At 75.2% G+C, this 21498-nt stretch carries 21 protein-coding genes and 1 pseudogene; 18 read left to right on the top strand and 4 right to left on the bottom strand.

Translation table 11 applies throughout. From position 1 onward, the window contains the following. The first annotated feature begins 123 nt into the window (after window positions 1–123). The gene (locus RM780_RS23170) at window positions 124–1395 is read left to right on the top strand and encodes a L,D-transpeptidase (RefSeq protein WP_311632798.1); all 1272 of its coding nucleotides are present in this window, start codon (window positions 124–126) and stop codon (window positions 1393–1395) included. 85 nt (window positions 1396–1480) lie between these two features. On the opposite strand, the gene RM780_RS23165 is transcribed toward RM780_RS23170, so the two are convergent. After that, window positions 1481–1882, bottom strand: a complete 402-nt coding sequence (locus RM780_RS23165; RefSeq protein WP_311632796.1) for a response regulator transcription factor — start codon at window positions 1880–1882, stop codon at window positions 1481–1483. 217 nt (window positions 1883–2099) lie between these two features. Here RM780_RS23165 and ctaE point away from each other — a divergent pair, with 217 nt between their 5' ends. The 5 genes and pseudogenes from ctaE to trpD all read left to right on the top strand — a co-directional run bounded on the left by ctaE (window position 2100) and on the right by trpD (window position 7497). Further along, on the top strand, window positions 2100–2720 hold the full coding sequence (gene ctaE / locus RM780_RS23160) for an aa3-type cytochrome oxidase subunit III (protein WP_311632795.1): 621 nt from the start codon (window positions 2100–2102) through the stop codon (window positions 2718–2720). A 77-nt stretch (window positions 2721–2797) separates the two neighbouring features. Beyond that, window positions 2798–3607 (top strand): cytochrome bc1 complex diheme cytochrome c subunit, encoded by an 810-nt coding sequence (gene qcrC, locus RM780_RS23155; RefSeq protein ID WP_311632793.1) that lies wholly within the window; start codon window positions 2798–2800, stop codon window positions 3605–3607. Next, window positions 3604–4689, top strand: a complete 1086-nt coding sequence (qcrA, locus tag RM780_RS23150) for a cytochrome bc1 complex Rieske iron-sulfur subunit (protein ID WP_311632792.1) — start codon at window positions 3604–3606, stop codon at window positions 4687–4689. Before qcrC ends, qcrA begins: the two co-directional genes overlap by 4 nt. Then, window positions 4686–6317 (top strand): annotated as a pseudogene (gene qcrB, locus RM780_RS23145) (cytochrome bc1 complex cytochrome b subunit); the annotation flags it as partial. The gene qcrA and the pseudogene qcrB, both read left to right, overlap by 4 nt. 115 nt (window positions 6318–6432) lie before the next feature. Continuing rightward, on the top strand, window positions 6433–7497 hold the full coding sequence (gene trpD / locus RM780_RS23140; RefSeq protein WP_311632791.1) for an anthranilate phosphoribosyltransferase: 1065 nt from the start codon (window positions 6433–6435) through the stop codon (window positions 7495–7497). 68 nt (window positions 7498–7565) lie between these two features. On the opposite strand, the gene RM780_RS23135 is transcribed toward trpD, so the two are convergent. Continuing rightward, window positions 7566–7847: an Lrp/AsnC family transcriptional regulator gene (locus tag RM780_RS23135; protein WP_311632790.1), complete on the bottom strand. Its 282-nt coding sequence runs from the start codon at window positions 7845–7847 to the stop codon at window positions 7566–7568. Between the two features lie 154 nt (window positions 7848–8001). Here RM780_RS23135 and RM780_RS23130 point away from each other — a divergent pair, with 154 nt between their 5' ends. The 9 genes from RM780_RS23130 to RM780_RS23090 all read left to right on the top strand — a co-directional run bounded on the left by RM780_RS23130 (window position 8002) and on the right by RM780_RS23090 (window position 17395). Beyond that, window positions 8002–9372 carry an NYN domain-containing protein gene (locus RM780_RS23130; protein ID WP_394813058.1) on the top strand — a complete coding sequence of 457 codons (1371 nt, stop codon included), beginning with the start codon at window positions 8002–8004 and terminating at the stop codon, window positions 9370–9372. A 299-nt stretch (window positions 9373–9671) separates the two neighbouring features. Further along, window positions 9672–10724, top strand: coding sequence for a C40 family peptidase (locus tag RM780_RS23125; RefSeq protein WP_311632789.1), 1053 nt, complete (start codon window positions 9672–9674; stop codon window positions 10722–10724). Between the two features lie 198 nt (window positions 10725–10922). After that, entirely contained in the window at window positions 10923–11942 is a 1020-nt protein-coding gene (locus RM780_RS23120) for a C40 family peptidase (RefSeq protein ID WP_311632788.1), read from the top strand. Window positions 11943–11997: 55 nt separating this feature from the next. Then, a complete protein-coding gene (locus RM780_RS23115) occupies window positions 11998–13152 on the top strand; it encodes a glycosyltransferase family 4 protein (RefSeq protein WP_311632787.1) in 1155 nt (384 codons plus the stop codon). 119 nt (window positions 13153–13271) lie between these two features. Then, complete coding sequence (locus tag RM780_RS23110) at window positions 13272–13721, top strand: SRPBCC family protein (protein WP_311632786.1); 450 nt, start codon at window positions 13272–13274, stop codon at window positions 13719–13721. Window positions 13722–13727: 6 nt separating this feature from the next. Continuing rightward, window positions 13728–14909 carry an ArsA family ATPase gene (locus RM780_RS23105; RefSeq protein ID WP_311632785.1) on the top strand — a complete coding sequence of 394 codons (1182 nt, stop codon included), beginning with the start codon at window positions 13728–13730 and terminating at the stop codon, window positions 14907–14909. Between the two features lie 307 nt (window positions 14910–15216). Next, window positions 15217–15627 (top strand): DUF5304 family protein, encoded by a 411-nt coding sequence (locus RM780_RS23100; protein WP_311632784.1) that lies wholly within the window; start codon window positions 15217–15219, stop codon window positions 15625–15627. A 91-nt stretch (window positions 15628–15718) separates the two neighbouring features. Then, window positions 15719–16660: an ROK family glucokinase gene (locus tag RM780_RS23095; RefSeq protein ID WP_311632783.1), complete on the top strand. Its 942-nt coding sequence runs from the start codon at window positions 15719–15721 to the stop codon at window positions 16658–16660. A 30-nt stretch (window positions 16661–16690) separates the two neighbouring features. Next, window positions 16691–17395, top strand: coding sequence for an endonuclease/exonuclease/phosphatase family protein (locus RM780_RS23090; protein WP_311632801.1), 705 nt, complete (start codon window positions 16691–16693; stop codon window positions 17393–17395). A gap of 68 nt (window positions 17396–17463) precedes the next feature. Here RM780_RS23090 and RM780_RS23085 read toward each other — a convergent pair whose 3' ends face one another. Continuing rightward, window positions 17464–18015 (bottom strand): hypothetical protein, encoded by a 552-nt coding sequence (locus RM780_RS23085; RefSeq protein ID WP_311632782.1) that lies wholly within the window; start codon window positions 18013–18015, stop codon window positions 17464–17466. Then, a complete protein-coding gene (locus RM780_RS23080) occupies window positions 18002–18772 on the bottom strand; it encodes an alpha/beta hydrolase (protein WP_311632781.1) in 771 nt (256 codons plus the stop codon). The genes RM780_RS23085 and RM780_RS23080 overlap by 14 nt, the downstream gene beginning before the upstream one ends. A gap of 123 nt (window positions 18773–18895) precedes the next feature. Between RM780_RS23080 and RM780_RS23075 the strand changes: the two genes are divergently transcribed. From RM780_RS23075 to RM780_RS23065, 3 genes are read left to right on the top strand one after another with little or no spacing between them, the layout of a single operon-like run. Next, entirely contained in the window at window positions 18896–19615 is a 720-nt protein-coding gene (locus tag RM780_RS23075; protein ID WP_311632780.1) for a lysophospholipid acyltransferase family protein, read from the top strand. Window positions 19616–19627: 12 nt separating this feature from the next. Further along, window positions 19628–20833, top strand: a complete 1206-nt coding sequence (macS, locus tag RM780_RS23070) for a MacS family sensor histidine kinase (RefSeq protein ID WP_311632779.1) — start codon at window positions 19628–19630, stop codon at window positions 20831–20833. A gap of 14 nt (window positions 20834–20847) precedes the next feature. After that, complete coding sequence (locus tag RM780_RS23065) at window positions 20848–21486, top strand: response regulator transcription factor (RefSeq protein ID WP_311632799.1); 639 nt, start codon at window positions 20848–20850, stop codon at window positions 21484–21486. Window positions 21487–21498: the final 12 nt, after the last annotated feature.

The following is a 21498-nucleotide window of genomic DNA, read 5'->3' as shown; positions in this document are numbered from 1 at the left end:
GTACTACCGCGGCGAGAACCAGAACCAGTGAGCCGCTGAGACTGCGCGCGGCGGCCCCGGGGCCGCCCCCCGTTTGCAGCAAGCCCGCGCGCCGCGGCGGCGGGCCGTCCTTACGTTGTGGCTATGAGTCACACCACTCGCGTCAGGCTCGGCTCGGCGCTCATACTCGCGCCCCTGCTGGCCGGCCTCTCCGCGTGCGGGGAGAGCGACCAGCCCCTGGCCGGAGACCCGTACGACGCCACCGGCCAGCTCTCGTTCGGCACCGCCCAGGCCCCCGAGGGCAAGGAGGCGGCCACCGCCGTCGACCCCGACAGCCCCCTGAAGATCAGCGCCACAGGCGGCGGCACCCGCATCACCGACGTCGCCGCCACCGACGCCGGAGGCCGCCCCCTGGCCGGCGAACTCACCGCCGACGGCCGCGGCTGGCGCAGCACCTCCCCGCTCGCCGCCGGCATCACCTACACCGTCCGCGTCGCCACCGAGAACGGCGAGGGCGCACCCGGCCGCGGCACCCACAGCTTCACTACCCGCGCGGTGGACGGCGAGAAGCAGCTCAACGTCACCTTCGGGCCGGAGGCGGGCACCTACGGCGTCGGGCAGCCGGTCACCGCCAAGCTCAGCCGGAAGATCTCCGACCCGCGCCAACGCGCCCTCGTGGAAGGGGCGCTGGCCGTCGAATCGCAGCCGGCCACACAGGGCTCCTGGCACTGGGTCGACGACACCGAGCTGCACTACCGCCCCGAGGACTACTGGCCGGCCAACGCCAGCATCACCGTCCGCTCCCACCTCGCGGGCCTGCCGATACGCGAGGGCCTGCGCGGCGGCACCGGCAAGCCCCTGGACCTGCGCACGGGCGACCGGGTCGAGGCGATAGCCGACATCAGCGCGCACACCATGACCGTGCTGCGCAACGGGGAGGAGCTGCGGACCCTGCCGATCACCACCGGCAAGGAGGGCTTCGCCACCCGCAGCGGCAAGAAGGTCATCCTCGGCCGCGAGCAGTTCGTGCGGATGACCGGCACCAGCATCGGCATCCCGGCCGGCAGCGCCGAGTCCTACGACCTGCCGGTGTACTGGGCGGCGCGCCTGACCTGGAGCGGCGAGTACGTCCACGGCGCGCCCTGGTCGGTCGGCTCCCAGGGCTCCGCGAACGTCAGCCACGGCTGCACCGGCCTGAGCACCGAGAACGCCCAGTGGTTCTACGAACTCGTGCGGCCCGGGGACATCGTGGAGCACGTCAACGGCTTCGGCGAGGACATGGCGCCGTTCGGCAACGGCTTCGGGGACTGGAACCTCTCCTGGGAGGAGTGGCGCGAGGGCAGCGCCCTGCACGGCGAGGACGCCGCCACCGCGACCCCCGCGCGGGCCACCGGCCGCCTCCAGCCGCAGGTCTGAGCCCCGGGACCCGGGGGAGGGGCGCGCCGGGCGCGCGGGAGCGATCGGACCGCGATCAGGCCGCGGAAGGGGCCTTCACCCGGCGTCAGGCCGCCGAGGACAGCCTGCCGCGCAGCAGGGAGGCCAGGGAGGCGGCCAGCTCCGCCGGGTCCAGCGGGTGGGCCACGGTGGCCTCCGCGCGGCTCCACGTGGCCAGCCAGGCGTCCTGGGGCCGGGCGATCAGCAGCAGCACGGGCGGGCAGTCGAAGATCTCGTCCTTGATCTGGCGGCACACGCCCATGCCGCCCGCCGGGACCGCCTCGCCGTCCAGCACGCAGGCGTCGATGCCGCCCTTCTCCAGCTCCGCCAGGACCGCGGGCAGCGTGGCGCACTCCACGTACTCCACGGCCGGGGCGTCCGCCGCGGGACGGCGCCCGGCGGCCAGGCGCACCTGCTCGCGGGTGGTGACGTCGTCGCTGTAGACCAGCACCGTGACGGTGCGCTCCATCGTTCCTCCGCGGGGTCGTTGGCGGGCGCCGGCCGGGTCGGGCCGCCGCTGCCGCGGATGCTACTCCTGCGCGGCTCCCGCGGGCAGGGCCGGAACCCCGCCGCGGCGCGGCGCGCGGGCGGGCGGACGCCGCGCCGGTCCGTGCGCAACGCCCCGGAGCGGCCGGGACACACCGAACCCGACCCCCGCGACAACCCCCGGAAAACCGCCCGACATAATGACCGTCGTGGCGACAGCAACAGCAGCAGACACCGGGCACGCGATCCCCTCGGTCAACCGGCCGAATGTGACCAGCGTCGGGACCGTCATCTGGCTCAGTTCCGAGCTGATGTTCTTCGCGGCCCTCTTCGCGATGTACTTCACCCTGCGGTCGGTGATGGGAGCGGAGTACTGGCAGGAGAACGCAGACGCGCTCAACCTGCCGTTCTCGGCGACCAATACCACGATCCTGGTGCTCTCCTCGCTCACCTGCCAGCTCGGCGTCTTCGCCGCCGAGCGGGGTGACGTGAAGAAGCTCCGCGTCTGGTTCGTGATCACCTTCGTCATGGGAGCCATCTTCATCGGCGGACAGGTCACCGAGTACGTCGAGCTGGTCGCGCACGAGGGCGTCTCGCTCTCCTCCGGCCCCTACGGCTCGGCGTTCTACCTCACGACCGGCTTCCACGGACTGCACGTGCTGGGCGGCCTCATCGCCTTCCTGCTCGTCCTGGGCCGGACCTACGCCGCACGGCGGTTCACGCACGAGCAGGCCACCACGGCCATCGTCGTGTCGTACTACTGGCACTTCGTCGACGTCGTCTGGATCGGCCTCTTCGCCACGATCTACCTGATCAAGTAGCCCGTCCCGACACACGGCTCACGCACCGCGCACTTCCCACCGCACCGACGCAGAAGATCCTGACACCGGGGTAATCCGTGAAAAAGCTCTCCGTACGACGGCGCCATCCGCTGGCGGCGCTCGTCGTCCTCCTCCTCGCGCTGGCGGCCACAGGGGGGCTGTACGCAGCGCTCGCGCCCGCGGGCGAGGCCCAGGCCGAGGCATCGGCCCAGTCCCTCGCCATCGAGGAGGGCGAACGGCTCTACGAAGTCGGCTGCTCAAGCTGCCACGGCCGCGGAGGCCAGGGCGGCAGCGACGGGCCCAGCCTGGTCGGTGTCGGTGCGGCCGCGGTCGACTTCCAGGTCGGCACCGGCCGGATGCCGATGCAGCAGCCCGGCCCGCAGGCCCCCAGCAAGCCCAGGGTCTACGCCCAGGCGGAGATCGACCAGCTCGCGGCGTACATCGCCTCCCTCGGCCCCGGCCCGTCGATCCCCGAGGAGGCGGCCTACGACCCCTCCGGCGGCAACGCGGCCCGCGGCGGCGAGCTGTTCCGGACCAACTGCTCGCAGTGCCACAACTTCACCGGCCAGGGCGGCGCCCTCACCCATGGCAAGAGCGCGCCCGACCTGGGCGACGTCGACCCCCGCCACATCTACGAGGCCATGATCACCGGCCCGCAGAACATGCCCTCCTTCCCCGACTCCACGCTCCCGGAGGAGGCGAAGCGCGACATCATCGCCTGGCTCAACGAGGTCAACACCTCCCAGGCGGCGAACCCCGGAGGCTTCACGCTGGGCGGCTTCGGCCCCGTCAGCGAGGGCCTGTTCGCGTGGACCTTCGGCATCGGCGCGCTGATCGCCGTGGCGGTGTGGGTCGGCGCCAGGACCGCAAAGGCCAGGAAGTCATGAGCAGCAACAGCCACACCGACGAGACCGAGACCGCGGAGGGCGCGGAGCGCGAGCACCTGCTGCCCGACAGCAGGCAGGCGCACGGCGCCGACCCCGCGCTGGCGGACGACCCGTTCGCCGACCCGGGTCTTGAGCCGCACGAGCCGCGGCGGCAGGACATCGACGAGCGCGCGGCCCGGCGTTCCGAGCGGACCGTCGCCTTCCTCTTCACCCTCTCGATGCTCGCGACGGTCGGCTTCATCGCCTCCTACGTCGCGATCGACATCGACCGGATCGTCTACATCTGGCCCTTCGGCCACACCAGCGGCCTGAACTTCGCGCTCGGCCTGACGCTGGGCCTGGCGCTGTTCTGCATCGGCGCCGGCGCGATCCACTGGGCCCGCACCCTGATGTCGGACGAGGAGGTCCCCGAGGAGCGGCACGCCGTCGAGGCCACCCCCGAGGTCAAGGCGCACGTCCTGGAGGAGTTCCGCAAGGGTGCCGCCGAATCGCAGTTCGGCCGGCGGAAGCTGATCCGGCGCACGATGTACGGCGCGCTGGGCCTCGTTCCGCTCTCCGGGCTGGTGCTGCTGCGCGACCTGGGCCCGCTGCCCGAGGACAAGCTGCGGCACACCGCCTGGCGCGAGGGCTCGCTGATCATCAACGACACCACCCTCCAGCCGCTGCGGCCCGAGGACATCACCGTGGGCTCGCTGACCCAGGCCATGCCCGAGGGGCTCGACCCGCACGCGGAGGACTTCCACAGCGAGATCGCCAAGGCCGCGGTCATGCTGGTGCGGCTGGAGCCCGAGGACATCCGGGACGAGCGGTCCGCCGAGTGGGGCCACGAGGGCATCCTGTGCTTCTCGAAGATCTGCACCCACATCGGCTGCCCCGCCACCCTGTACGAGCAGCAGACCCACCACGCGCTCTGCCCCTGCCACCAGTCGACGTTCGACCTCGCCGACGGCGCGCGGGTCCTCTTCGGCCCGGCCGGCCACCCCCTGCCGCAGCTGCGCATCACGGTGAACGAAGACGGCTACCTCCAGGCCCTTGGCGACTTCGAGGAGCCCCCCGGCCCGAGCTTCTGGGAGCGCGGATGAGCACGACCACTGAGGCCCCGGCGAAGCCGCGGGGCAAGGCGCCCGCCGGCGAGCGGGTCGCCGACTGGGCCGACGGCAGGCTGGGTCTCTACAGCCTCGCCAAGGCCAACATGCGCAAGATCTTCCCCGACCACTGGTCGTTCCTGCTCGGCGAGATCTGCCTGTACGCCTTCGTCATCCTGATCCTGACCGGCGTCTACCTGACGCTGTTCTTCACGCCCAGCATGGCCGAAGTCGAGTACGACGGCTCGTACGTGCCGATGCAGGGCGTGATGATGACCGAGGCGTACGCCTCCACGCTCGACATCAGCTTCGACGTGCGCGGCGGCCTGCTGGTGCGCCAGATCCACCACTGGGCCGCGCTGATCTTCGTGGTCGGCATCCTCTTCCACATGATGCGGGTGTTCTTCACCGGCTCCTTCCGCAAGCCGCGCGAGGTCAACTGGCTGTTCGGCTGGACCCTGCTGATCCTGGCGGTCTTCACCGGCCTGACGGGCTACTCGCTGCCCGACGACCTGCTCTCGGGCACCGGCATCCGGTTCATGGAGGGCGCCATCCTCTCCACGCCGGTCATCGGGACGTACCTCCAGATGTTCCTGTTCGGCGGGGAGTTCCCCGGGCACGACATCATCCCGAGGTTCTTCGTCATCCACGTGCTGCTGCTGCCCGGCATCATGCTCGGCCTCGTCGCCGCGCACCTGATCCTGATCGTGTACCACAAGCACACGCACTTCGCGGGCCCCGGCCGCACCAACAACAACGTGGTCGGCATGCCGCTGCTGCCCGTCTACATGGCCAAGGCCGGCGGCTTCTTCTTCCTGGTCTTCGGCGTCATCGCGGCCATCGCGGCGACGGTGCAGATCAACCCCGTCTGGGTGCTGGGGCCCTATCGCCCCGACCAGGTCTCGACCAACGCCCAGCCGGACTGGTATCTCGGCTTCTCCGAGGGCCTGGTGCGCATGATGCCCGGCTGGGAGTGGGTCATCCCCGGCGGCTACACGGTCAACTTCGGGCTGATGATCCCGCTGGGCCTCTTCCCGGCGATGCTGGTGCTGATCGGGCTCTACCCGTTCTTCGAGGCGTGGGTCACCAAGGACAAGCGCGAGCACCACATCGCGCAGCGCCCGCGGAACGCCCCCACCCGCACCGGCTTCGGCGTGGCCTGGCTGACGGCGTACGTCGTCACCCTGATCGCGGGCGGCAACGACGTGTGGGCGGTGAACTTCCACCTGTCCATCAACGCCATCACCTGGTTCTGCCGGATCGGCTTCTTCGTCCTGCCCGTGCTGGCGTTCTTCGCCACCCGGCGGATCTGCATGGGCCTCCAGCGCCGGGACCGGGACAAGGTGCTGCACGGCCGCGAGACCGGCATCATCAAGCGGCTGCCGCACGGCGAGTTCATCGAGGTGCACGAGCCGCTTCCCCGGGAGCAGCTGTACACGCTCACCGTGCATGAGCAGGAGCGCCCGGCGGAGATCGGCCCGGCCACCGACGAGAACGGCGTGCGGCGCCGCGTCGGCCCGGTGGAGCGGCTGCGCGCGAGGATCAGCCGCGGGTACTTCGGCCCGCAGGCCCAGATCCCCAAGCCGACCGCCGAGGAGTACCGCGAGATCACCAGCGGCCACGGCCCTTTCCCGGGCCCGTCCACGGCGGGCCGCCCACCTCACGGAATCCCTCCGCCGCCGCCGGGCCGCTTCGCTAGGCTCGTGCCGTCCCGTCCCGCGTCCCAGCCAGGAGTGCCCGATGAGCGTTGTGACCCCCGCCGGAGGCGACCGCGCGGCGGCCCTGGCCTGGCCCGACGTGCTCTCCGCGCTGATCGCCGGCCGCGACCTCACGGCGGAGGAGACGGCCTGGGCGATGGACGAGATCATGAGCGGCCAGGCCACGGACGCGCAGATCGCCGGCTTCGCGGTGGGCCTGCGCGCCAAGGGCGAGACGGTGGAGGAGATCGCGGGCCTGGTCCGCGCGATGTACGCCCACGCCCACCTGATCGAGGTCCCCGGGCCGACCGTGGACGTCGTGGGCACCGGCGGCGACCGCGCCAGGACCGTCAACATCTCCACCATGGCCGCGATCGTCGTGGCCGCCACCGGCGCCACCGTCGTCAAGCACGGCAGCCGCGCCGCCTCCAGCGCCAGCGGCTCCTCGGACGTCCTGGCGCATCTGGGCGTGAACCTCGACCTCAGCCCGCAGCGGGTCGCCGAGGTCGCCGCCGAGGCCGGGATCACCTTCTGCTTCGCGGTGAAGTTCCACCCGGCGCTGCGCCACGTCGCCTCCGCGCGCGGCCAGCTCGGCATCCCCACGCCCTTCAACTTCCTGGGCCCGCTCACCAACCCGGCCCGGGTCGGCGCCCAGGCCACCGGCGTGGCCGACGCGCGGATGGCCCCCATCATGGCGGGCGTGCTGGCCGAACGCGGCACCTCCGCGCTGGTCTTCCGCGGCGACGACGGCCTGGACGAACTGACCGTCACCGCCACCTCCACGGTCTGGGTGGTCCGCGACGGCAAGGTCCGCGAGGAGCGCTTCGACCCGCGCGAGGTGGGCATCGGCCTGGCCCCGGTGGAGGCGCTGCGCGGGGCGGACGCCGCCCACAACGCGGAGGTGGCCCGCCGGGTGCTGGCGGGGGAGACGGGCCCGGTGCGCGACGCGGTGCTCCTCAACGCCGCGGCGGGCCTGGCCGCGCTCACCCCGCGGGACGTGTCCCTGACCGAGCAGATCGCGGCCTGCCTGCCGCGCGCCGCCGGGGCCATCGACTCCGGCGCCGCCACCGCGACCCTGGAACGCTGGGCCGCCGCGACCCGGGCCTGATCCCGCCGGGCCCCGCGCCCCCGGGACGGCCCGCGCCGTGGGCGTTGCCGGTGCCGGGGGCGGAGCCCCTACTCGTCCAGGCCGATGGCGAAGGCCGCCTCCAGGTCGTGGCGCGAGTAGGTGCGGAAGGCGATGTGGGTTTCCGTGGACTCCACGCCGGGCACCTTGCTCAGCCGGTGCGGGATGACCTCCGACAGCTCCTCGTGGCGGCGGACCCGGACCAGGGCGATAAGGTCGTGGGGGCCGGTCACCGAATAGACCTCGCTGACCCCCTCCAGCGCCGCGATCCGCTCCGCGACCTCGGGCACGCGGTCCACACTGGTGGTGATGAGCACGATCGCAGTGATCACGGCTGAAGCCCCGTTCCTGTGGCGGCTGACGCGGTACGCAGGCACACCCTAGCCCGCGCCGCGGGCCCCGGCGGCTACCAGGCCGTAGGGTGACCGGGGCGACGAGGGAGGGCCGATGAAGGAACGACAGGGCCGACGGACGGTGTGAACGGTGGTGGATCCCACGGACGGCGAGGACGCGCGGGGGCAGACGGAGCCCGGGTCCGCGGAGCCGGCCGAGTCCCTGGACCGCCCCCTGCCCGAACGGGTCCGGCACCGCGTCATCGTCCTGGCCGGTGACGCGTTCACCGGCCTCACCCTCGGCGAGCTGCCGCCCGGTCTGCGCCAGTACGCCCGGTTCACCCCCTCCCGTCGGGTGAAATTCGGCGGCAGCGCCATCGCCGCCGCGCTGGAGGCCGAGGCCGTCTTCCGCCAGCGCGTCGCCGCCCGCTTCCGCCTGGCAGAGCCCGAGCTGGCCGAGGCCGTCGACCGCGGCGCGCCCCCGCCGGCCGCCGACCCCGTCGAGATCGCCGCCGCCGCCTTCCTGCTGCGCCCGCCCGGCTGGGCCAAGCTCGTGGCCGCCGCCGGCGAGGAGGCGCAGCGGGCCCAGGAGGAACGCGCCGGGCAGGAGCGGGAGCTGGAGCTGGCGCGGCTGCGGGAGGAGCTGGCCGAGGTGCGGACGGCCGCCCGCACCGAGGGCGAGCGGCTGCGCGCCGAGCTGGAGGCCGCCCGCCGGGAGGGCGACGCCGTGCACCGCAAGCTGCGCAGCGCCGTCAGCGACGTGCGGCGCGGCGAGGCGGCCCTGCGCAAGCTGCGGGCCGAGCTGGAGGAGGTGCGCGCCGAGTACGGCGCCGCCCGCGCCGCCGCCGAGGGCGAGGCCCGCCGGCTCCGCGCGCGGCTGGCCGAGGCCGAGGCCGCCCTGGAGGCCAGCCGCAAGTCCGTGCGCGAGGGCCGCGGCATCGAGGACATGCGCCTGCGCCTGCTGCTGGACACCGTGCTGGACGCCGCCCAGGGCCTGCGCCGCGAGCTTGCCCTGCCGCCCGCCTCGTTGAAGCCCGCGCAGACCGTGGACGCCGTCGAGCCCGGGGACGTCTCTCCTCAGGACATCGCGCGCCGGGCCCTGGCCGAGGACGACCCCGCCCTGCTCGACCAGCTCCTCGCGCTGCCCCAGGCCCACCTCGTCGTCGACGGGTACAACGTCACCAAGACCGGCTATCCCACCCTGCCGCTGGAGAAGCAGCGCCTGCGGCTGCTGCGCGGCCTGGCCGTGCTCGCCGCCCAGACCGGCGCCGAGATGACGTGCGTCTTCGACGGCGCCGAGCTGGCCGGCCCCGTGCTGCTGGCCCCGCCGCGCGGCGTGCGGGTCCTCTTCAGCTCGCCGGGCCAGACCGCCGACGAGCTGATCCGCCAACTGGTGCGCGCCGAGCCGCCCGGCCGCCCCGTCGTCGTGGTCTCCACCGACCGGGAGGTCGCCGACGGCGTCGCCGTGGCCGGGGCCCGCCCCGTCGCCTCCGCGCTGCTCCTCAGACGCCTGGCGCGCACCTGAGGCTTCTGCCGCCGATGCCCCATCCGCCGCTTTCGTGGGCGGAGATGGGCTTAACGGCCCAGTTGCCCGCGACGGACCGTAGGGACGCGGACGCGCCCGGTGTGAGGTAAGTAAAAAATGAGCACGAGGATTTGAATACCGGAAACCCACCTCGCTAGGGTCTGGGCTCGAACCTCCGCGCGGTAGACCGTTCACCCCGAACGGCCGCGGAGGAACCGCCGAATCCGCGGCACGACAGCGGAGCCGGGGCAACGCCCCCCACACCCGGCAGGCGGCTGAGGAAGAAGGAGCTCGCCCCAGTGGCGTCCCACCGTCGTCCCAAGCAGCCGAGCCGGGCCCGCGTCACCCTCTTCGGTGCCACCGCGGTAGCCACCGCCGCCACCAGCTTCCTCGCCTCCCAGTCGGCCCAGGCCGACCCGGAGCGCAGCGTCGAGGAGGTCAGGGAAGAGGTCGACGAGCTGCGCCACGAGGCCGAGGTCGTCACCGAGGAGTACAACGGCGCCCGCGAGCGCGAGCAGGAGCTCCAGGACCAGGTCGAGGACCTCCAGGACTCCGTGGACCGCGGCCAGCAGGAGCTGAACGAACTCCGCGCCGGGCTCGGCGCGGTGGCCACCGCCCAGTACCGCAACGGCGGCCTCGACCCCTCGCTCCAGCTCTTCCTCTCCGCCGACCCCGACGCCTACCTCGACCGGGCCTCCACGCTCGACCAGGTCAGCGGCGAGCAGGCCGAGACCCTGCGGCTGATCGAGGACCGGCAGCGCACCCTGGACCAGCAGCGCGCCGAGGCCACCGACCGGCTCGCCGAACTGGAGGACCTGCGCGGCGAGCTGGAGGAGCAGAAGGACCGCATCCGCGGCCGGCTCAGCGAGGCCCAGGAGCTGCTGAACCAGCTCACCGAGGAGCAGCGGGCCGCCATCGCCGCCGAGGAGGCCGCCGAGCGGGCCACCTCCCAGGCCCAGGCCGCCGAGGTCCAGCCGGCCGACATCGCCGACGCCGGCGGCTCCTCCCGCGCCCAGGCCATCCTCACGGCCGCCGCCAGCCGCCTCGGCATGCCCTACGTCTGGGGCGCCACCGGCCCCAACGCCTTCGACTGCTCCGGCTTCACCGGCTGGTCCTACGCCCAGGCCGGCATCTCCCTGCCCCGCGTCTCCCAGGCCCAGGCCGGCGCGGGCACCCGGGTCAGCATCGACCAACTCGCCCCCGGCGACCTGGTCCTGTACTACGGCGGGCTCAGCCACATCGCCATCTACGCCGGCAACGGGCAGATCATCCACGCGCCGTCCACCGGCTCGGTGGTCTCCTACGCCCCGCTGCACTCGATGCCGGCCCAGTTCGGCGTCCGCGTCGGCTGACCCCGCGCCCCGGCGCCCCCGGGCCGCCGCCAAGCGGGTGATTGAGGGGGCACGCGGCCCGTCCGCGCGCCCGTCATGACCTGCGGTTGCGTCCCGCGCGGGCGCCCGGCCCGGCGTTGTCCTGCGCCCCGCCCCGCCGCCGCGCCGCTACATTCTGCTCCCGCTTCAGGTACCCCACCGAAGGGAGCGCGGCCCGCAGTGGTCAGCCACCGACATCCGCACCCGCGCGCGAGACGGACGGCCGTCGTCGTCGTGCTGTCCGCCGCCACGACGGCCGCCGCCGCCCTCGCCGCCGGGCCCGTGCGCGCCGAGCCCGACCCGGCCACCGCCCGCGGCGCGGCCCACGAGGTGGACCGCCTCGTCGCCGAGGCCGAACGCGCCATCGACCGGTACAACGGCACGGCCGAGCGCGTCGAGACCCTCCGCGCCGACGTCGAGCGCCGTCAGGACCGCGTCGCCCGCGGCCAGCAGACCGTCAATCAGCACCGCCGCGCCCTCGGCCGCGCCGCCGCCGCCCACTACCGCAACGGCCCGCTCGGCCCCGCCCTCGCCCTGATGCTGGCCGACAGCCCCGACACCTACCTCGAACGCGCCGGCGTCCTGGACCGGCTCGGGGACCGCAGGGCCGGGGAGCTGCGCCGGCTGCTCGCCGCCCAGCGCGTCCTCGACCAGCGCCGCCAAGAGGCCACCGAGCGGCTGGAGCGGCTGGCCGCCGAGGAGGACCGGCTCGGCCGGCAGAAGCGGGACGTGCAGCGCCGCCTCGCCTCCGCCCGGCGGCAGTACCAGCGGCTGACCGAGCGCGAGCGGGAGGAGCGGCTGAGCAAGGAGGCCCCGGCGCCCGCGGCCCTCCCCGCCGCTCCCGCCGCGGCCTCCGGGCGCGGCGGGAGCGCCGTGGCCGCCGCCCGCGGCGTCCTGGGCCGCCCCTACGGCTGGGGGCAGGCCGGGCCCGGCGCGTTCGACTGCTCAGGGCTCGTGCAGTGGGCCTGGGCCCGCGCCGGGGTCGCCCTGCCGCGCACCTCCCAGCAGCAGGCGCACGCCGGGAAGCGGGTCCCGCTCAGCCAGGCGCGGCCCGGCGACATCGTCGTCTACCGCGCGGACGCCAGCCACGTCGGCCTGTACGCCGGCGGCGGGCAGGTCATCCACGCGCCCTACCCCGGGGCCGCCGTCCGCTACGACCCGGTCGGGATGATGCCCGTCTCCGGGGTCGTCCGCCCGTAGGGCGCCCGCGGGAGCCGGGAGGCCGGGACCCGCGCGGCCGGTATCGTCTGTCGCGATGCGTAAGACGCTGATCGTCACCAACGACTTCCCGCCGCGCCCCGGAGGCATCCAGACCTTCCTGCACGGCATGGCCTCCCGGCTCGACCCCCAGCGGGTCGTGGTCTACGCCTCCACCTGGAAGCGGAGCGCCGAAGGGGTCCGCGCCACCGCGGAGTTCGACGCCGAGCAGCCCTTCCCCGTGATCCGCGACCGGTCCACCATGCTGCTGCCCACCCCCGGCGTCACCCGCCGGGCGGCCGGCCTGCTGCGCGCCCACGGCTGCACCGCCGTGTGGTTCGGGGCCGCCGCCCCCCTGGGCCTGATGGCCCCGGCCCTGCGTCGGGCCGGGGCCGCCCGGATCGTGGCCACCACCCACGGCCACGAGGCGGGCTGGGCCCAACTCCCCGGCCCCCGGCATCTGTTGCGGCGCATCGGGGAGAGCGTCGACACCCTCACCCACCTCGGCGACTACACGCGCGGCAGGATCGCAGCCGCCCTCTCGCCCGAGGCCGCGGCCCGGATGGTGCGGCTGCCCCCCGGCGTGGACGAGAAGACCTTCCACCCCGGCTCCGGCGGCGAGGCCGTCCGCGCCGCCCTCGGCCTGAAGGACCGGCCGGTGGTCGTCTGCGTCTCCCGTCTCGTCCCCCGCAAGGGCCAGGACACCCTCATCCGCGCCCTGCCGCGGGTGCTGGCCGAGGTCCCCGAGGCCGTTCTCCTGATCGTCGGGGGCGGCCCCTACCGCTCCGGCCTGGAGAAGCTGGCCGCCCGCACCGGCGTCTCCCGCGCCGTCCGGTTCACCGGCCCCGTGCCCGCCGCCGAGCTGCCCGCCCACTACGGCGCGGGTGACGTCTTCGCCATGCCCTGCCGCACCCGGCGCGGCGGCCTGGACGTGGAAGGCCTGGGCATCGTCTACCTGGAGGCCTCGGCCACCGGCCTCCCCGTCGTCTCCGGCGACTCCGGCGGCGCCCCCGACGCCGTCCTCGACGGCGAAACCGGCTGGGTCGTGCGCGGCGGCGAGCCCACCGCCCCCGAGGAGACGGCCGAGCGCCTGGTGGCCCTCCTGCGGGACCCCGGCCTGCGCCGCCGCATGGGCGAGCGAGGCCGGGCCTGGATCGAGGAGCAGTGGCGCTGGGACCTCCTCGTCGACCGCCTGCGCGCGGTGCTGTCCTGACGGGGCGCCCTCCCGGCGGGCCCGCGCGCCGGGCGGCCGGGGCGGGCGCGGGGCGCGGCGCGCGGTAGCCTTCCCCCGGACGGCAGGCAGCGGGAAAGACAGCACGAGGAGCCACGCAGATGGCCGAGCACACCAGGTCGAGCATCACCATCGAGGCCACCCCGGCCGAGGTCATGGCCGTGATCGCCGACTTCGGCCGCTACCCCGAGTGGGCGGGCGAGGTGAAGGAGGCCGAGGTCCTCGGCACCGACCCCCAGGGCCGCGCCGAGCAGGTCCGCCTCCTGCTGGACGCCGGCGCCATCAAGGACGAGCACACCCTCGCCTACACCTGGCGCGGCGACCACGAGGTGCACTGGTCCCTCGTCAAGTCCCGCCTGCTGCGCGCACTGGACGGCTCCTACGTCCTCGCGCCGCTCGGCGACGGCAAGCACACCGAGGTCACCTACCAGCTCACCGTGGACGTCCGCATCCCCATGCTGGGCACCATCAAGCGCAAGGCCGAGAAGGTCATCATCGACCGCGCGCTGGACGGCCTGAAGAAGCGCGTGGAGCAGGCCGCCGGGAGCTGAGGGCCCGTGGCACCACCCCCCGCCGCCCGCGTCCTGTTCGTCACCGGCCCCGGCGGCGCCGGCACCAGCACCGTGGCAGCCGCCACCGCCTCCTCCGCCGCCCGTGCCGGGGAACGCCCCGTGCTGCTCCTGGCCCCGCCCCGGGCCGCCGCCCCGCCCTTCCCCGCAACGTCCCCGCTGGAGCCCGGCCTCCACCACTCCCGCGTGGATCCCGCCGGCCGCTTCCGCGCCGGGGCGCTCGCCGCCCAGCGCCTGGCCGCCCCCGCGCTGGACGCGCTCGGCGCCGTCCCCTTCGACGGCGAGGAGCTGACCGAACTCCCCGGCGCGCACGCCGCCGCGCTCCTGTCCGCCCTCCGCGCCGCCGCCGCGGGCCCCTGGGGCCTGGTCGTCGCGGACCTGCCGCCCGTCACCGAGGCCGTCCGGCTCCTCGCGCTGCCCGCCCAGCTCCGCCGCTACCTGCGCCGTCTGCTCCCCGCGGAACGCCTGGCCGCCCGCGCGCTGCGCCCCCTGCTGGGCCGGCTCGCGGGCGTTCCACTGCCCGACGAGGGCCTGTTCGCGGCGGCCGACCGCCTGGACGCCGCGCTCGCCGGCCTCCAGGAGCTGATCGAGGGGCCCGCGGCGGCCGTTCGCCTCGTGCTCGACCCGGCCCCGGGCCCGGCCGCCGAGGCCCGCGCGGCCCGCGCCGGGCTGGCCCTGCACGGCGTGGCCCTGGAGTCCGTGGTCGCCAACCGGCTGCTGCCCGCCACCTCCCCCGACCCCTGGCTCGCCGCCCTGGCCGAGCGGCAGCGGGAGGCCCTGGCGGCCTTCGCGGAGGCGGCCGGGCTCGCCGGGGAGGCCGTGCACCGCGTCCCGCACCTGGGCCGTGAGCCGGCGCACCCCGCCGAGCCGGACGTTCCGCCGCCGGGCACCTGGCCCGCCCCGCGCCCCGCGCCGCCGCCCGAGCCGGGGGAGGCCGGCCTGCTGGTGTGGCGGCTGCCGCTGCCCGGCGCGGTCCGCGAGGACCTGGAGCTGATCCGCCGCGGCGGCGAACTCCTCGTCCGCGTCGGCCCGTTTCGCCGCATGCTGCCGCTGCCGGCCGCGCTGCGCCGGTGCGCGGTCGCGGGAGCCGCGTTCGAACCCGGCGAGGACGGCGCGCACCGCGCGCGCCTGGCCGTCCGCTTCGCGCCCGATCCTGCCCGGTGGCCGTAGGCCCTGTCCCGTCGGTCTTGCCGGGCCCACGACGCCAGCTACGGCCACTCGCTGCGTTACCGAATCGCGCGAATACGGGCAAGTATGAGCTGCGATCCGGCGCCTTGCGATTGACCGCATCATGGGGGTACCTCCCAGGCCCCCAGGGCCTGGGGGAGCCGTGGGCTGATCCGACAAGACCGACGGGACAGGACCTCCCGGGACGGGGACGCCGCGGGCGGCGGGGAGTAACCTCGGGCCCGGGCGCGTTCGCCCGCGCGCACCCGTGCCAGGGAAGCGCACCCGTGCCAGGGAAGGAGGCGCGCCGATGACCGAGCAGCCGGAGCCCGACGCCTGGGCCGCCGCGTGCGAGGAGGACCTCGCCGCCGAGCGGGCCCGCCGCCAGGAGCGGTACGGCGCCCCTCCGCCGGACCCCGCCGAGGAGGTGCGCCGCCTGGCCGACTCCGTGGCCGAGCGCGTCGGCCGGGCCTTCGGCCCCGTCGCCCGCCCCCTGACCGACCGCGCCCGCGCCGCCCTGGACCCCCTGATCGACCGCAACGCCGAGGTCCTGCACCACCTCGCGGGCGCCGGCACCGAGCTCCTCGCCGCCTACCGTGCGGCGGCCCTGCGCCAGGAGCGGCAGTGGACCCGCGGCGCGGCCGGGGAGGACGACGGCGGGCCGGACGGCGGGGGCCGGGCGGACGGCGGAGGCGGCGCGGAGCGGATCGACCTCGACTGAGCCGGCGGGCGGGGGCGCACGAGGGGCCCTGGTCAAGGGCCGTCTCCGGTACCGTGTTCAGCGGCGGGACCCCCTTGCGATAGGAGTTCTGATGGGACTGACCATCGGCGTCGACATCGGCGGGACGAAGATCGCGGCCGGCGTGGTCGACGAGGACGGCGCGATCCTCGACACCAGCCAGGTCCCGACCCCGGCCACCCCCGAGGGCGTGATCGAGGCCATCTCCGACGCCATCAGGACCGTCAGCCGTGGCTCCACGGCCGACGCCGTGGGCATCGGCGCGGCCGGTTACGTGGACGACAAGCGCGCCACCGTCCTGTTCGCGCCGAACATCCTGTGGCGCCATGAGACCCTCAAGGACAAGGTCGAGCAGCGCGTCGGCATGCCCGTGGTCGTGGAGAACGACGCCAACGCCGCCGCCTGGGGCGAGTACCGCTTCGGCGCCGGCGCCGGCCACGACGACGTCGTGGTCATCACCCTGGGCACCGGCCTGGGCGGCGGCATCATCATCGGCGGCAAGCTGCACCGCGGACGCTTCGGCGTGGCCGGGGAGTTCGGCCACATCCGCGTCGTGCCCGACGGCCTGCTGTGCGGCTGCGGCAGCCAGGGCTGCTGGGAGCAGTACGCCTCCGGCCGCGCCCTGGTGCGCTATGCCCGGCAGCGCGCCAGCGCCACCCCCGAGGCCGCCTCCGTGCTGCTCGGCCTGGGCGACGGCACCCCCGAGGGCATCGAGGGACGGCACGTCAGCGACGCCGCCCGGCAGGGCGACCCGGTGGCCGTCGACTCCTTCCGCGAGCTGGCCCGCTGGGCGGGCGCCGGGCTGGCCGACCTCGCCTCCCTCTTCGACCCCTCGGCGTTCATCGTCGGCGGCGGCGTCTCCGACGAGGGCGACCTGGTCCTGGAGCCGATCCGCAAGTCCTTCCGCCGCTGGCTGGTCGGCAGCCGCTGGCGCCCGCACGCCCAGGTGCTGGCCGCCCGCCTCGGCGGCCGGGCGGGGCTGGTGGGCGCCGCGGACCTCGCCCGGCAGGGCTGAGGCGCGGCCGGGGCCGCCGCGGACGTCCGCCTGCTGAGCTACAACGTCCGCTCCCTGCGCGATGACACGGCCGCCCTGGTCCGCGTCGTCCGCGCCTGCGCCCCGGACGTGCTGTGCGTGCAGGAGGCGCCGCGGTTCGCCGGGTGGCTCGGGCGGGCCGCCCGCCTCGCGCGCGCCACCGGCCTGCTCTACGTGGCGGGCGGGGCGCCCTCCTGCGGCACGCTGATCCTGGCCGCGCCGCGCGCCGTGCCCGAGCGGGCCGAGGCCGTCGCCTGGCCGCGCGCCCCGGGCCTGCACCGGCGGGGGCTGGCCGTCGCGGTCTTCCGGTTTCTGGCCGGAGGGGAGCCGCGGCGGCTGGCGGTGGCGAGCTGCCACCTCAGCCTGGACGCGGCCGAACGCCGGGCACAGGGCGGGCTGTTGCTGAACCGGGCCGCGGAGCTGGCGGAGGAGGCGGGGCACGCGGTGGTCGCGGGGGACCTCAACGAACGGCCGGGCGGGCGGACGTTCCGGCTGCTGAGCGGCCGGCTGACCGACGCACGGCGGGCGGCCCCCGAGGGCGGGGAGCACACCTTCCCTGCCCCCGCCCCGGACCGCCGGATCGACGCGGTGCTGTGCACCCCGGGCGTCGAGGTGCTGGGCTGCGGCGTCCCCGCCGTCCCCGGCGCGGCCGATCTGCGCCGGGCCACCGACCACCTGCCGGTCCTGGCCCGCCTGCGCCTCCCGCCGCGGCCCTGAGCGACGGCGCCCTGAGTGACGGCCCGCCCGGGGCGTTCCGCCGCCGGACCGGCCGGAGGCGCGCGCGCTCAGACCACCGCGCCGCTGCCCGGGTCGGTGCCGTCGTCCTCGCTGCCGTCGCGCATCCGGGCCACCAGCGTCGCGAAGCCGCCCAGGAAGCCGCCCACGCCCACCGTGCCCAGCCACCACGTCATCTCGCGCTGGAGCAGCACGGCCACGATCAGCAGCAGCGGCCCGCCCACCACCGCGGCCCAGGCCAGCTTCGCGGTCAGGTCCATCTCCGGCAGCGGCGGCGGGTCGGGCGGCACGAAGTGGTCGTCCTCCTCGTCCTCCGCCGCCACCCAGTCCCGCGGCCCGGACAGCGGGCCCTCGGCCCCCGGGCCCTCGGGCACCGGGACATCGGCCACCGGGCCCTCGGCCACGCCCGCCGGCTGCTCCGCGAGCTGCTCGCCCTCCCGGACCCGGTCCACCGTGTCCGTCAGATCGAGCTGGTCGCCCCGCGGCCACACGCCCGGCGGGTCCGCCGGCTCCGCGCCGTACCCGGCGACGATCTCCGCCCAGGCAGCCGCCTCGTCCAGGGGGTCGCGGCCCTCGCCGCGCTCCTTGTCACGTTCCGTCACGGGCTGTCTTCCTTGTCGAGAGCCGGGAGATGAAGGCGTCCGTCTCTGAGAAGATACGCTCCGCGTCGTGGTCGAGGGTGGCCACGTGATAGCTGTCCTCCAGCACGTGCTCGGTCACGTCCGCCGAGGAGACCGCCCCCAGCACCACCGCCGAGTCGGCGGGCGGCACCACGTGGTCCACCCGGCTGTGCAGCAGCAGCAACGGCTGCGTGACCTGCGGGAGTTCGGTCCGCACCAGGCCCAGAAGGGAGCGCAGCTCGTACGCCGCCCGCAGCGGCACCCGCGGGTAGCCGGACTCGGCCACGCCCTCCTTGGCGATGTCGGAGATCACCCCCCGCGCGCTGGGCACCACGTGCCGCAGCGCCGCCACCGCGTAGCCCTGGGCGCGGGGGAAGGTGGCCGCCGGGTTGACCAGGACTAGGCCGCTGACGTCCGCGCCGTGCCGGGCGGCGAGGCGCAGGGCGAGCGCGCCGCCCATCGACAGGCCGCACACGAAGACCTCCTCGCAGCGCGCCCGCAGGTCGCGCAGCTCCCGGTCCACGGTCGCGTACCAGTCCTGCCAGCCGGTGCGCTGGAGGTCCTCCCAGCGGGTGCCGTGCCCGGCCAGCAGCGGCAGCGAGACGGTCAGGCCCCGGCCGGCCAGCCGCTCGGCCCAGGGCCGCAGCGACTGGGGGCTGCCCGTGAAGCCGTGACAGAGCAGGGCGCCCGTGGGCGAGCCGTCGTGGCGGAAGGGCTCCGCACCCGGAAGAAGCTGCATCGGAAAGCTCCGTTCGACTCCCGTCCCCGCCTGGCGCGGGCGGCAACGCCACCCTACGCGGCGCGCTCGCGGGAGCGCCACGGGCCGCCGTTCCCAGTAGGGTCGAAGAAGGGAGGTGTCCTGGTGCTGTACGGCGCGATGAAGGTCTCCGTGGGAGCCGGGCTCAAAGTCGTCTTCCGTCCCCGGGTGGAGGGGCGCGAGCACGTCCCGGCCCGTGGCCCCGCCATCCTGGCCAGCAATCACCTGTCGTTCTCCGACTCCTTCTTCCTGCCCGCGGTGCTCGACCGGAAGGTCACCTTCATCGCCAAGGCCGAGTACTTCACCTCACCCGGCGTCAAGGGGCGGCTGACCGCGGCGTTCTTCCGGGGCGTGGGCCAGCTTCCGGTGGACCGCTCGGGGGCCAGGGGCGCGGGCGAGGCGGCGGTGCGCAGCGGCCTTGAGGTGCTGGAGCGGGGCGAGCTGTTCGGCATCTACCCCGAGGGCACGCGTTCCCCCGACGGGCGGCTCTACCGCGGGCGGCCCGGCGGCCTGGCCCGGGTGGCGCTGGCCAGCGGGGCCCCGGTGATCCCGGTGGCGATGATCGGAACGGACGAGGTGCAGCCGCCGGGAAAGCTGGTGCCCAAGGTGCTGCGGCCGGGCATCCGCTTCGGGGAGCCGCTGGACTTCGCCCGCTACCGGGGCATGGAGGGGGACCGGTTCATCCTCCGGTCGGTCACCGACCAGGTGATGTACGCCATCATGAGACTCTCGGGCCAGGAGTACGTGGACGTCTACGCCACCGTGGCCAAGCGGCAGCTCGCCGAGGAGGCCCGGGCCAGGAAGCGGAAGTCCGCGCAGGAGTAGGGGAGTTCGGCGATGGCGGGGGGCCCGGGGGCGATGTCGGTCGAGGCGCCGATGTGGCGCGCGCTGATGGGGTACCGGGCGCTGACGTTCGGGTACGCGGTGCTGCTGTTCTGCCTGGCGTACGGGGACTGGGGGCGCCGGCCGGTCGGCATCGCCTACCTCGCGGCGCTCGGGCTGTGGACGGCCGTCACCTTCCGGGAGGTCTCCTCGGCCGAGCGGTGCCGGCCCGGGTTCCTGGCCGCGGACATGGCGGTGGGCGTCACCGGCGTGCTGCTCACCCCGGTCGCGGACCCGGCGGACGCGGTCGGGCCCACGCTGCCCTCGATATGGGTGGCCGGCTCGGTGCTCGCGGTGGCCCTCAAGGGCGGCTGGCGCTGGGGCGCGGCGGCGGCCGTGGTCATGGGGGTGGCCAACTTCGTGGAGGACGGCCAGTTCTCCGGGATCATGCTCCAGAACGTCGTGCTGGTGTGCGTGGCCGCGATCACCATCGGCTACGTCATCGAGCTGGCGCGGGCCAGCGAGCGGGCCCTGGCGCGGGCGTTGCGCATCGAGGCCGCAACGCGGGAACGCGAGCGGCTGGCGCGGGACATCCACGACAGCGTGCTCCAGGTGCTGGCCATGGTGCAGCGGCGCGGGGACGCGATCGGCGGCGAGGCCGGGGAGCTGGGGCGGCTGGCGGGCGAGCAGGAGCGGGCCCTGCGGGCGCTGGTCACGGCGGACGCGGCTGAGCCCTCCGGGGCCGCCCCCGCCCAGCCCGCCGAGGTGGACCTGGCCGCGCTGCTCTCGGCCGCGGCGGCGGCCCGGCCCGGGGAGCGGGTGAGCTTCGCGGGGCCGGGCGCGCCGGTGCTGGTCCCGGCGCACGCCGGGCGCGAGGTGGCGGCGGCGGTGGGCGCGGCGCTGGACAACGTCCGGGTGCACGCCGGTCCCGAGGCCGCGGCATGGATCCTGCTGGAGGACGAGCCGGACGCGGTGCTGGTGACCGTGCGGGACGACGGCCCGGGAATTCCCCGGGGGCGGCTGGCCGCGGCGGAGGCGGAGGGCCGGCTGGGCGCGGCGCTGTCCATCCGCGGGCGGCTGCGGGAGCTGGGCGGCGGGGCGGAGTGGGTGTCGGTGCCGGGACAGGGCACGGAGGTCGAGCTGCGCCTGCCGCGGCAGGCGGCCAAGGCCGATGGCGCGGCCGGATCGGTGGAAGGAACGCGGAGGGGAGCGGAGCGGTGACGGCGGTGACGGTGATGGTCGTGGACGACCATCCGATGTGGCGGGACGCGGTGGCCCGGGACCTCGCGGAGGCGGGGTTCTCGGTGGTGGCCACGGCCGGGGACGGCCCGCAGGCGGTGCGGCGGGCCCGCGCCGCGCGCCCGGACGTCCTCGTCCTGGACCTCAACCTGCCGGGGCTTCCCGGCGCGGAGGTGTGCCGGCGGCTGGCCGGGGAGCCCGTCAAGGTGCTCGTCCTCTCCGCCAGCGGCGAGCAGGAGGACGTCCTGGAGGCGGTCAAGGCGGGGGCCACGGGCTACCTGCTGAAGTCCGCCAGCGCCGGGGAGCTGATCGAGGCCGTGCGCCGCACGGCCTCGGGGGACGCGGTCTTCACGCCGGGCCTGGCCGGGCTGGTCCTGGGCGAGTACCGCCGCCTGGCCTCCGCCCCGCCCTCCCCGCGCCCCGACGGGCCCGAGGTGCCGCACCTGACGGACCGCGAGACGGAGATCCTGCGCCTGGTCGCCAAGGGCCTCACCTACCGCCAGATCGCCGACCGCCTGGTCATCTCCCACCGCACCGTCCAGAACCACGTCCAGAACACCCTCGGCAAGCTCCAGCTCCACAACCGCACCGAACTCGTCCGCTACGCCATCGAGACGGGCCTCGACACGGAGTAGCCCCCGGGACGC

The organism is Streptomyces boetiae (assembly GCF_031845405.1).
Classification (GTDB): domain Bacteria; phylum Actinomycetota; class Actinomycetes; order Streptomycetales; family Streptomycetaceae; genus Streptomyces; species Streptomyces boetiae.
This window is presented reverse-complemented; position numbering and strand designations above follow the sequence as displayed.